The organism is Streptomyces sp. URMC 129 (genome assembly GCF_051386415.1).
GTDB lineage: Bacteria > Actinomycetota > Actinomycetes > Streptomycetales > Streptomycetaceae > Streptomyces.
The window spans coordinates 1-12,984 of record NZ_JBPQTQ010000152.1 but is presented as its reverse complement, the minus strand read 5'-3'; the positions used below and the strand labels follow the sequence as shown (position 1 = coordinate 12,984).

Here is a 12,984-nt window from a genome sequence, read left to right as displayed (position 1 = left end):
CGCCCTGGTCAGCACCCGCACGGCGATGTCCGGTGCCGCTTCCGGGGGTTGGGGGGCGGCGGGGGCCTGCTCCACGATGACGTGGGTGTTGGTGCCGCTGACGCCGAAGGCGGAGACGGCGGCGCGGCGCGGGCGGCCGTTCTCCTGTTCCGGCCACGGGACGGGCTCGGTCAGCAGCCGCACCGCGCCTGTTGTCCAGTCGGCGTGCGGGGTGGGCTCGTTGACGTGCAGGGTGCGCGGCAGCAGCCCGTTGCGGAGCGCGAGGACCATCTTGATGACCCCGGCGACTCCGGCGGCGGCCTGGGTGTGGCCGATGTTGGACTTCAACGATCCGAGCCACAACGGGCGTTCGGTGGGTCGGTCCTGTCCGTAGGTGGCGAGCAGCGCTTGCGCCTCGATCGGGTCACCGAGGGCGGTGCCGGTGCCGTGCGCCTCGACGGCGTCGATGTCGGCGGCGCCGAGGCGGGCGTTGGCGAGGGCCTGCCGGATGACGCGTTGCTGCGAAGGCCCGTTGGGGGCGGTCAGGCCGTTGGACGCGCCGTCCTGGTTGACGGCCGAGCCCCGGATGACGGCGAGCACCGGGTGCCCGTTGCGGCGCGCGTCCGCGAGCCGTTCGACCAGCAGCATGCCGACGCCCTCGCCCCAGCCGGTGCCGTCGGCCGCCGCCGCGAACGGCTTGCACCGGCCGTCCGGCGCGAGCCCGCGCTGGCGGCTGAACTCGACGAACGCGCTGGGGCTGGACATCACGCACGCCCCGCCGACCAGGGACATGGTGCACTCGCCCTGCCGCAGCGCCTGCGCGGCCAGGTGGAGCGCGACGAGCGAGGACGAGCAGGCGGTGTCCACGGTCACGGCCGGGCCCTCCAGACCGAGCGCGTAGGCGATGCGCCCGGACATGACGCTGCTCGAACTCCCGGTCAGCAGATGGCCCTCGACGCCCTCGGGGAGGGCGGTCAGCCCGGCGCCGTAGCCCTGGTGGCCGGAGCCGACGAACACGCCGGTGCGGGAGCCGCGCAGGGCGGCCGGGTCGAGGCAGGCGCGTTCCAGCGTCTCCCAGGCGGTCTCCAGCAGCAGCCGCTGCTGCGGGTCCATGGCGAGGGCCTCACGCGGCGAGATGCCGAAGAACGCGGCGTCGAACTCGGCGGCGTCGTGCAGGAATCCGCCCTCGGTGACGTAGGTGGTGCCGGGGTGCTCGGGGTCGGGGTGGTGGAGCGCGGCCAGGTCCCAGCCCCGGTCGGTGGGGAAGCCGGAGACGGCGTCGGTGCCGTTCGCCAGGAGTTCCCACAGGTCTTCGGGTGTGCGGACACCGCCGGGGAAACGGCAGCCCATGGCCACGATCGCGAGCGGCTCGTCGGCCGCCGGGGCCGGGGCACCGTCCGTGTCCGCGGGGGCCGTTGCGGGTCCGGCGGATGTCCCGCCGCCGGTGGCGGCGGAAAGGTGGGCGGCGAGCGCGGCGGCGTTGGGGTGGTCGAAGACGAGGGTGGTGGGCAGGGACAGGCCGGTGGCGCCGGTCAGCCGGTCGCGCAGTTCGACAGCGGTCAGGGAGTCGAAGCCGAGCTCCTGGAACGCCCGTGCGGGCGCGATGGCTTGGGCGTCCGGGTGGCCGAGCACGGCGGCCACCTCGGCGCGCACGAGGTCGAGGAGCGCGCGCTCGCGGTCGGGGGCGGCGAGTGCGGCGAGCCGTTCGCGCAGGGCGGCCGTCGCGGCGGACGCGGCCGTCGCCGTCTGCGGGCCCGCCGCGTCGGTGACGCGTGCTTCGGGGAGTTCGGACAGCAGCGGGCTGGGCCGGGCGATGGTGAACGCGGGGGCGAACCGCGCCCAGTCGACGTCCGCGACGGTGACCGCCGTCTCGTCGTGGTCGAGTGCCTGATGGAAGGCGGCGAGCGCGGTGCCGGGCGCCATGGCGGGCAGGCCCCGGCGCCGCAGGTGCGCTTCGGCGTCCGCGCCGCCCGCCATGCCGCCGTCGGCCCAGGGTCCCCACGCGATGGCCGTGCCGGTCAGGCCGCGTGCGCGGCGGTGTGCGGCGAGGGCGTCGAGGTAGGCGTTGGCGGCGGCGTAGGCGGCCTGGTTGCCGCTGCCCCAGACGCCGGCGACGGACGAGAAGAGGACGAACGCGTCCAGTTGCCGGTCGGCCAGCAGGTCGTCCAGGTGTGCGGCTCCGGCGACCTTGGCGGCGAGCACGGCGGCCAGGTCCTCCGGGCCGGTCTCCCGGACGGGGCTGAACTGCGGTGTCCCGGCGGCGTGCACGACGGCGGCGAGGTTGTCGGTGTGGTCGAGGAGTGCCGCCAGCGCCGCGCGGTCGGCCACGTCGCAGGCGGCGACGGTGACGCGTGCGCCCAGGGCCTCGATGTCGGCGGCCAGTTCCGCCGCACCGGGTGCGTCCGGTCCCTGACGGCTCGTCAGCATCACGTGCCCGGCGCCGCGATGGGCCAGCGTGCGGGCGACGCGGGCGCCCAGCGCGCCGGTGCCTCCGGTGATCAGCACGGTCCCGCGCAACCGCCGGGCCGGTCCGCCCGCGCGGGCCGCGCGCGGGGCGCGCACCAGCCTGCGGGCGTAGGAACCGGAGGGGCGCAGGGCGATCTGGTCCTCGCCGGTGGCGCCGCTCAGCGCGGCGGCCAGCCGCCGCGCGGCCCGCCCGGTCAGCTCCGGCCCGTCCGGCAGGTCGATCAACCCGCCCCAGACGTCGGGCAGTTCGAGAGCGGCCGACCTGCCGAGTCCCCAGGTCATGGCCTGGCGCGGGCTGATGAGGCGGTCGGAGCGGCCGATGGCGACCGCGCCGCGCGTCGCGCACCACAGGCGGGCGCGGCTGCCGTCCAGGGCGCGGATCAGCGCCGTGGTCAGCGCCAGGCCGGTGGGCAGGGCCGGGTGTGCGGGGTGGGGGGACTCGTCCAGCGCGAGCAGGGACAGCACGCCCACCCTGCCGGGGGCCGCGCCGGCACCGGCTTCGGTGCCGGTCGGTGGGTCGGCAGGCATGTCGGCAAGCGTGTCGGCAGGCGTGTCGGTCAGGGGCCGGAGGCGTTCGGCCAGGGTCACCGGGTCGTCCCCGGCGCGTGCGGTGACCCGCGCGGTGCGGGCGCCGTGCGCGGTCAGGGCCGTCTCGACGGCGGCGACGGCCGGTTCGTGGCCGGCGCCCTCGGGCACCACGAGGACCCATGTGCCGTCGAGAGCCGGGGTGTTGCGATCGGCGGGGACCGGGCGCCACGCCGTGTGGTAGCGCCGGCGGTCGGCGGCCGAGCGGTCGCGCTGCCGCCGTCGCCAGTCGGAGAGGGCGGGCAGCAGCGCGTCGAGCGGGGTGTCGCCGGGCACGTCGAGCTGCTCGGTCAGCGCGGCGACGTCGGCGCGTTCGACGGATTCCCAGAACGCGGACTCGGCGGGGTCGGCCGGGTCGGCGGAGGCGGCGGCCCGGGTGGCCGCGCCACCGGGCGGCGGGGTGGCGAGCCAGTACGTCCTGTGGTCGAAGGCGTAGGTGGGCAGGGCGACATGGGTGGCCGTGCCGCCGCGCCCGGTGAAGTACCGCTGCCAGTCGACGTCCGCCCCGGCCACGTGGAGCCGGGCAAGGGCGGCCGTGACGGTCAGGTCCTCCGAACGGCCCGGCCGGAGAACGGGGATCGCCGGGACGTCCGCGCCGAGGACGTCGCGGGCGAGGGTGCTGAGCGCGCCGTCCGGCCCGAGTTCGACACAGGCCGCGACGGACCGGGCGGCGACCGTGCCGAGGGCGGCGGCGAACCGGACGGTCTGCCGCGCGTGCCGCACCCAGTGGTCGGGGTCGGCCAGTTCGGCGGCGGTCAGCGGTTCGCCGGTGACGGTGGAGACGACGGGCACGCGGGGCTCGGCGACGGCGAGGCCGGTGGCGACCGCGCGGAACTCCGCGAGCATGGGCTCCATCAGCGGTGAGTGGAACGCGTGCGACACGGCGAGCGGTTTGGCGTGCGGGAAGCGGGCCGCGATCGCCGCGACCGCGTCGGCCTCGCCGGAAAGCACCACGGATGCCGGGCCGTTGACCGCCGCGATGCCCACCCGGTCCTGGTGACCGGCCAGCAGCGGCAACACCTCGGACTCCGGGGCCCGCACGGCGACCATGGCGCCGCCGGGCGGCAGGGCCTGCATCAGCCGTCCCCGGGCCGCCACCAGGCGGGCCGCGTCCGGGAGCGGCAGCGCCCCGGCGGCGTGGACGGCGGCCAGTTCCCCGACGGAGTGGCCGGTGAGCAGCGCGGGCCGCACGCCCCAGGAGCGCAGCAGCCGGAACAGCGCCACCTCCAGGGCGAACAGGGCGGGTTGGGCCCAGCCGGTCGCGCGCAACGCGCCGCGATCGTCACCGCCACCACCGTCACCGCTGCCGTGGCCGTGGCCGTTGCCGTGGCCGTCGTCTGCGCCTTCGCCTTCGCCCGTGCCCGTGCCCGTGCCGAAGAGGAGGTCGCGCAGTGGCCGTCCGGTGGTGCCGAGGTGCGGCGCGAGCGCGGCGCAGACCTCGTCGAACGCCTCGGCGAACACCGGGTGGGCGTCGTACACGTCACGCCCCATGCCGACGCGTTGGCCGCCCTGTCCGGCGAACAGGAACGCGACCCGGCCGTCGGGCGCGGCCGTTCCGGTGACGGTTCCGGGCGGGGTCTCGCCCCGGGCGAGGGCGGCGAGCCCGGCCAGCAGCGCGTCCCGCCCGGTCGCGACGACTGCCGCCCGGTGCGGCAGCGCGGCGCGGGTGGTGGCCAGGGCGCGGCCGGTGTCGGCCGGGTGCCGGGCGGGCGCCGTCTCGCCCGCGAGGTGCGCGTGCAGCCGCGCGGCCTGGGCGCGCAGCGCCCGGGGTGTCATCGCGGACAGCGGCCACGGCACCGCGACGGACCGCGCGGACGTGTCACCGTCGCGGTCGTCGTTTCCGTCGCCCGTCTCCGGTGCGGGGGCGGGGAGTTGGGGAGCCTGTTCGATGATGACGTGGGCGTTGGTGCCGCTGACGCCGAACGAGGAGATCCCGGCGCGGCGCGGGTGCCCGTTGTCCTGCTCCGGCCACGGCACCGGCTCGGTCAGCAGCCGGACCGTTCCCGCCGACCAGTCGACGTGCGGGGACGGCTGCCCGGCGTGCAGGGTCGGGGGCAACTCCTCGTGTTCCAGGGCCAGCACCATCTTCATCACCCCGGCCACCCCGGCGGCGGCCTGCGTGTGGCCCAGGTTCGACTTCACCGAGCCCAGCCACAGCGGGCGTTCGGCCGGGCGGTCCTGGCCGTAGGCGGCGATCAGTGCCTCGGCCTCGATCGGGTCCCCGAGCACGGTGCCGGTGCCGTGTGCCTCAACGGCGTCCACGTCGGCGGGAGTCAGCCCGGCGTCGGTGAGGGCCTGGCGGATGACGCGTTGCTGGGCGGGGCCGTTGGGGGCGGTGAGGCCGTTGGACGCGCCGTCCTGGTTGACGGCCGAGCCGCGCACGAGGGCGAGCACCGGGTGCCCGTTGCGGCGCGCGTCGGAGAGCCGTTCCAGCAGCAGCACGCCCGCGCCCTCGGACAGGCCCGTGCCGTCGGCGTCGGCCGAGAAGGCGCGGCAGCGGCCGTCCGGGGACAGGCCGCGCTGGCGGCTGAACCCGATGAGCGCGCCGGGCGTCGCCATCACGGTGACGCCACCCGCGAGCGCGAGGGCACATTCGCCCCGCCGCAGCGCCTGCGCGGCCAGGTGGAGGGCCACGAGCGAGGACGAGCAGGCCGTGTCGACCGTCATCGCCGGTCCTTCCAGGCCCAGCGTGTAGGCGATCCGGCCGGACAGCACGGCGGCGGAGTTGGCGGTGAGCAGATGGCCCTCGTCGGCAGCGGCCCGGCCGTCGCCGCCGGGCTGGGCCAGACCGGCCGTGTAGTCCTGGCCGTTGGTCCCGGCGAAGACCCCGGTCGGGGTGGCGCGCAGCGCGGTCGGGGCGATGCCGGCGCGTTCGACGGCCTCCCAGGTGACTTCGAGGAGCAGCCTCTGCTGCGGGTCCATGGCGAGGGCCTCGCGCGGCGAGATGCCGAACGGCTCCGGGTCGAACTCGCCCGCGTCGTGCAGGAATCCGCCCTCGCGGACGGTGACGCGGCCGGGCGCGCCGGGGTCCGGGTCGTACAGCGCGTCCAGATCCCAGCCCCGGTCGGCGGGGAACGGGGTGATGGCCTCGCCGCCGTCGGCGAGCAGCCGCCACAGTGCCTCGGGGCTGTGCGCGTCGCCGGGAAAGCGGCAGGCCATGCCGATGATGGCGATCGGGTCGTCGTCCGGGCGCGCGGCCCCGCCCGCTCGGGCGGGCGTGCCGTCGGCCGCCGGGGCGCGTCGGGCGCCCGTGGGGACCAGGGCATTGCGGGCATCCGTCGCGTTCGGGGTGCCGCCGATGGCCGTCGCGAGGTGCGCGGCGAGGGCGGCGGGCGTGGGGTGGTCGAACACGACGGTGGGCGGCAGCCGCAACCCGGTGGCCGCGTTCAGCCGGTTGCGCAGCTCCATCGCGGCGAGCGAGTCGAACCCCAGCTCCCGGAACGCCCGTCCGGGCGCGACGGTGTGGGCGGCGGACTCCGGGGCCGCGTCGTGGCCGAGGATGGCGGCGACGCGGGCGCGCACCATGTCCAGCAGATGGTCGCGCAGTTCGTCCGGCGGCAGCGACGACAGCCGCCGGGCCGCGCCCGCGTCACCGGGCTCCGCGTCGTTCCGGGCGACGGCGCGGCGTGGCGGAGTGCGGACAAGTCCGCGCAACGGCGCGGGGAGTCCGCCCGGCACGTCCGACCGGGCGCGCAGCGCGGCGGAGTCGAGGCGGACGGGCACCAGCGCCGGGTCGGTCGCGGCGGCGGTCAGCGACGTGTCGAACAGTGCCAGCGCCTCGTCCACCGGCAGCGGCGCGACTCCCGAACGGGCCATACGGGCCAGGTCGGTGGCCGCCAGCCGGGTCTGCTCGCCGCGCTCGGCCCACACGCCCCAGGCGAGGGACACGGCGGGCAGTCCCTCGGCCGCCCGGTGGTGGGCGAGGGCGTCGAGGTAGGCGTTGCCCGCCGCGTAGGCGCCCTGCCCGGCGCCGCCGACGACCCCGGCGAGGGAGGAGAACAGCACCAGCACGGGCGGGGCGCCGCCCGCCGACGCGCGGGTCAGCTCGTGCAGATGCCAGGCGGCGTCGGCCTTCGCCCGCAGCACGCGGTCGAGTTCGTCGTCGGTGAGCGACTCCACCAGGCCCCCGGCGACCACGGCGGCGGCGTGCACGACGGCCGTCAGGGGCCGTTCGCGGCGGATGCCGTTCACCACGTCGGCCAGTGCTGCCCGGTCGGCGGCGTCGCAGGCGGCGATGGTCACCTCCGCGCCGAGCGCGGCCAGTTCGTCGCGCAGCGCGTCGGCGCCCTCGGCCTCCGGGCCCCGGCGGCTGGTCAGCAGCAGGTGGCGGACGCCGTGCGCGGTGACGAGGTGGCGGGCCACCAGGCGGCCGAGGGCACCGGTGCCGCCGGTGATCAGCGCGGTGCCGTCCGGGTCGAACACCGGCCGCTTCGGCGCCGCCGTCTCGCCGGTCTCCTCGGCCGGGACGTCGCGGGGAACGTGCGCGAGGCGCGGCACGAGCGCCTCGTACGCGCCGTCGTCATCGGCGTGCAGCGCGAGTTGGGATTCGCCGCGGGCGACGGCGGCGGTCACGGCGACGTCCAGCGCACCGTACAGGCCGTCGTCAGATCGCTCCTGCTCCGCGTCCTGGTCCTGGTCCTGGTCGTTCGCCAGGTCCACCAGGACGATGCGGTCCGGGTGTTCGGACTGGGCGGAGCGGACCAGACCCCAGACGGCCGCATGACCCAGGCCGGCGGCGTTCGGCGGTGTCGCGCCGCGGGTCAGCAGCACGAGCCGTGCCGGGGCGAGCCGTTCCTCCGCGAGCCAGGCGCGGATCAGGGCGAGCGCCTGCCGGGCCGTGGAGCGCGCGGACTCCGGGCCGCCGTTCCCGGCCGCGCGGGGGATCTCGGCCAGCGCCGCGTCGGGCGGGGTGGCGCCGGGCGCGGCGGCGGCCTCCGCGAGCGCGGTGATGTCGGGGTAGGACGCGGCGCGCAACGTGCGTGCCGCCGCCCGGAGTCCGTCGTGATCGGCGAGGACGGCCCAGCGGTACGCGTCGCGGGGGGCGGGCGCGGGCACGGCGGGCAGCGGCGACCACTCGACGCGGTACAGCGCGTCGTGCCGCGCGGCGCGGGCGGCCCGCACCTGCTCGGGCGCGGCCGTGCGGAAGGTCAGCGCGGACACGGACAGCACGGCCCGGCCCGTTCCGTCGGCGGCGGTCAGCGCCACCCGGTCCTGTCCGGCGGGGGCGAGCCGCACCCGCAACTCCGTTGCCCCGGTGGCGTGCAGGCGGACGTCCTCCCAGGCGAACGCCAGCCGTCCGCCCTCCGTGTCACCGAGCGGCCCGAACCCCACGGCGTGCAGGGCCGCGTCGAGCAGCGCGGGATGCAGTGCGAACCCGGCCGCGTCCACGCCCTGCGGCAGGGCGACATCGGCGAACACGTCGTCGCCGCACCGCCACACGGCGCGCAGCCCGCGGAAGGCCGGGCCGTAGTCGAACGACCGCTCCGCGAGCCGGTCGTAGAAATCGGTGAGGTCGACGGCCACCGCCCCCGGCGGCGGCCAGACGGTGAAGGCGTCCGCGCCGTCCCACCCCGGCCCGTCCGCCGACTCCCCCGTGGCCGGGGCGAGTACGCCCGTGCCGTGGCAGCTCCAGGCCGCGTCCGGCAGCGCGTCGTCCGGCCGTGACCACACGCCGACCGTGCGCCGCCCCGACGCGTCCGGCCCGCCGACCGACACCTGCACGGCGACGCCGCCGCTGCCGCTGCCGTCCGGGGGAAGGACGAGCGGCGCCTGGTGCGTCAGCTCCTCCAGCCGGTCGCAGCCGACATGATCGCCCGCTTGGACGGCGAGTTCGACGAACGCCGTGCCCGGCAGCAGCACGGTGTCCAGCACCACGTGATCGGTCAGCCACGGGTGGGTGCGCGCCGACAGGTGCCCGGCCAGCAGCAGCCCGTCCGCGTCGGCCGGGGTGACGACCGCGCCCAGCAAGGGGTGTTGGGCCGCCGCGAGGCCGAGCCCGGCCGCGTCCCCGGCACCCGGCGGCGCGTCCAGCCAGAACCGGCGCCGCTGGAACGGATAGGTCGGCAGCGGAACGGTGCGGGCGCCGGTCCCCGCGAACACGGCCCCCCAGTCGACGGCGACACCGTTGACGTATGCCTCGGCGGCCGACCGCAGGAACCGGTCGAGCCCGCCCTCGTCGCGGCGGAGCGTGCCCAGCGCGACGGCCGGGCTCGCCATCGCGTGCAGCGTCTCCTGCATCCCGACGGTGAGCACCGGGTGCGGGCTCATCTCGATCAGCGCGCCGTGCCCGTCACCGACCAGCGCCCGCGTGACCTCCTCGAACCGGACGGTCCGCCGCAGGTTCCGGTACCAGTAGTCGGCGTCCAACTCGGCGGTGTCCAGCGGCTCCCCGGTGACGGTCGAGTAGAACAGCACGTCGGGGGCGGAACGTGGCGCGATGCCCGCCAGATCGGCGCGGATCCGGTCGCGCACCGCCTCGACCTGCGGCCCGTGCGACGCGTAGTCCACGGCGATCAGGCGGGCGCGCACCTCGTCGCGGGCCAGTTCGTCACGCAGTCGGTGCAGGGCCTCGGGGTCGCCGGAAAGCACCACGGAGGACGGGCTGTTGACGGCTGCGACGGAGAGCCGTTCGCCCCACGGCTCCAGGCGCGGGGCGAGGTCGCCCAGCGGCAGGGCGACGGACATCATGCCGCCCTGCCCGGCGAGTGCGGTCAGGGCCCGGCTGCGCAGGGCCACCACCCTGGCGGCGTCGTCCAGGGACAGCGCGCCGGCCACGCAGGCGGCGGCGATCTCGCCCTGGCTGTGCCCGGCGACGGCGGCCGGGCGGACGCCGTGCGAGCGCCACAGCTCCGCCAGGGACACCATGACGGCGAACAGGACGGGTTGCACGACGTCGACGCGCTCCAGTCCGGGCGCGCCCGGCACTTGGCGCAGCACGTCGGTTAACGCCCAGTCGATGTGCGGGGTGAGGGCGTCGGCGCAGGCGTGCAGCCGGTCGCGGAACGCCGGGGACTCGTCCATCAGCCGCAGGGCCATGCCGGGCCACTGGGAGCCCTGGCCGGGGAAGACGAACGCGACTTGGCGGGCGGCGGCGTGTTCCGCGTTGCCCCGGACGAGCGTGGCGCCGCCGGACGGGAGGGAGATGCCGGACGCCGAGGCATCGTCGGCCAGCCGGGACAGAGCGGCTGCTGCCGTCCCGGTGCCGCATGCCTCGCTGTCCCGCGCGGCGGGACCGAACAGCACGGCGCGGTGCGCGAACGCGGCGCGCGAGGTGGCGAGGGAGAACCCGACATCGGCCGGATCGAGGTGCGGGTGCGCTGCGAGATGGTCGCGCAGCCGCGCGGCCTGGGCGGCGAGAGCGTCGTCGTCGCGGGCGGACAGCAGCCAGGGGACCACCGGCAGGGGCCGGCGGTCGTCCTCGTCCGGACCGGCGGTGGCGTGTTCCTCCTGCGGCTGTTCCAGGACGAGGTGCGCGTTGGTGCCGCTGACGCCGAAGGCGGAGACGGCGGCGCGGCGCGGGCGGCCGGTCTCCTGTTCCGGCCACGGCACCGGTTCGGTGAGGAGCCGGACCGCGCCGGCGGACCAGTCGACGTGCGGGGTGGGCTCGTTGACGTGCAGGGTGCGCGGCAGCAGCCCCTTGCGCATGGCCTGCACCATCTTGATGACGCCGCCCACGCCCGCTGCCGCCTGGGTGTGCCCGAGATTCGACTTCAACGATCCGAGCCACAGGGGGCGTTCGGTGGGTCGGTCCTGGCCGTAGGTGGCGAGCAGCGCCTGGGCCTCGATCGGGTCACCGAGGGCGGTGCCGGTGCCGTGCGCCTCGACGGCGTCGATGTCGGCGGTGCCGAGGCGGGCGTTGGCGAGGGCCTGCCGGATGACGCGTTGCTGGGCGGGCCCGTTGGGGGCGGTCAGGCCGTTGGACGCGCCGTCCTGGTTGACGGCCGAGCCCCGGATGACGGCGAGCACCGGGTGCCCGTTGCGGCGCGCGTCCGCGAGCCGTTCGACCAGCAGCATGCCGACGCCCTCGGACCACCCCGTTCCGTCGGCCGCCGCCGCGAACGCCTTGCACCGGCCGTCCGGCGCGAGCCCGCGCTGGCGGCTGAACTCGACGAACGTGCTCGGCGACGCCATTACGGTCACCCCGCCGGCGAGCGCGAGTTCGCACTCGTTCTGGCGCAGGGCCTGAACGGCCAGGTGGATGGCGACCAGCGAGGCCGAGCACGCCGTGTCGATGGTGACGGCCGGGCCTTCGAGCCCGAGGGTGTAGGCGATCCGGCCGGAGGCGACGCTCCCCGAATTCCCCGTACCGATGTATCCCTCGAGGTTGTCGGGTCGGCGGGCAAGACGCGACACGTAGTCGTGGTACATCACGCCGACGAACACGCCGGTGCGGGAGCCGCGTAGCGCGGTCGGCGCGATCGCGGCGCGTTCCACCGACTCCCAGGCGGCTTCGAGGAGAAGCCGCTGCTGGGGGTCCATCGCGAGCGCTTCGCGCGGCCCGACCCCGAAGAAGGCCGGGTCGAACTCGGCGGCGTCGTACAGGAATCCGCCTTCCCGTGCGTAACTCGTGCCCGCCGCTTCGGGATCGGGGGCGAAGAGGGCGTCCAGATCCCAGCCGCGATCGGTCGGGAACCCCGCTATCGCGTCGCGGCCTTCGGCGACGAGGTTCCACAACTCCTCGGGCGTGGTGACCCCGCCGGGGTAGCGGCAGCTCATGCCGACGATGGCGATGGGCTCGTGATTGCGGCTCTCCGCCTCGCGCAGGCGTTGACGCACCTGCCGCAGATCGACCGTTGCGCGCTTGAGGTAGTCGCGGAGCTTGCTGTCGTCAGTCATACGTGATCGGTTCCTCATCGGGCCGAGGGCGTGCCGAGGGTCTGGGGGCCAGCGGGATGCGGCGGGCGGGCACGCGGCGGGCGCGCCGGATGCCTCCCGGTGGTGTCGCGGGGGTGAGCGAGTGGCGGTCGTCGGTTGCCGGTTGCGGGTATCCGCGGTTCGTTGGTTGCCGGTTTGGGCGTCGGCCGCCGGTCAGCTACCGAGTTCGTTGTCGAGGAGTTCGAAGAGTTCGTCGTCGGTCGCGGCCTCCACGGCCTCGGCCGAGGCCCGGGGGTCGTCCGTGTGGCGGTCCGCTTCCGCTTTGTCCGCACGCCACTTGGCGAGCAGGCTCTCCAGCCGGGTCGCGACCGTTCCGCGCGTCCGGTGGTCGGCGCGCGTTCGCGCGGCCAGGGCGGACAGGGCCGCTTCGAGCCGCTCGACCTCTTCCAACGGCGACGGTTCGTCGGCACGTTGGGCCACCGGTATGGCGCCATCGAGGTGCTCGGCGAGCGCCGCGGGAGTCGGATGGTCGAAGAGAAGACTCGCGGGCAGCCGCAACCCGGTGGCGTGGGAGAGGCGGTTGCGCAGCTCCACGGCGGTGAGCGAGTCGAAGCCGAGGTCCTGGAACGCCTGCGCGGGCCCGATCGCGTCCGCAGACGCGTGCCCCAGCACCGTGGCCACCTCCGCCTGCACGGCACGTTGGAGGATACGGAACCGCTTCTCCCCCATCGCTCCGGCCAGTTGCTCCATCAGCCCCCGGCGCCCGACCGCTCCAGGCGCGGCGGCCCGGCGGACGGGCGGCGGAACGAGCCCCCGCAGAACGACCGGAAGTGGCGCGGTCGCGGCACGGTCGCGGAGGGCGGGGATGTCGAGGCGCACCGGAACGGTCACCGGGTCCGTGGTGCTGGTCGCGGTGGCGGTGTCGAACAGGGCCAGCCCTTCCGTATCGGACAGGGGCACGATCCCGTTACGGGCCATGCGCTCGGCCACCTGACCGCCGGCCATCCCCTCCGTGCCGGCCCACGGCCCCCAGGCCAGGGATGTGGCCGGGAGGCCGTTGGCATGCCGGTACTGGGCAAGGGCGTCGAGGAACGCGTTGCCCGCCGCATACGCCCCCTGCCCCGGACTGCCGAAAACCCC

General features: G+C 76.2%; 2 protein-coding genes. Both read right to left on the bottom strand.

Going from position 1 to position 12,984, the window contains the following annotated elements; translation table 11 throughout:
• A partial coding sequence (locus ACSNOC_RS24525) for a type I polyketide synthase (RefSeq protein ID WP_436749741.1) occupies window positions 1–11,865 on the bottom strand: 11,865 nt, incomplete at its 3' end.
• Between the two features lie 192 nt (window positions 11,866–12,057).
• The coding region (locus tag ACSNOC_RS24520) for a phosphopantetheine-binding protein (RefSeq protein ID WP_436749740.1) at window positions 12,058–12,984 on the bottom strand (927 nt) is incomplete at its 5' end.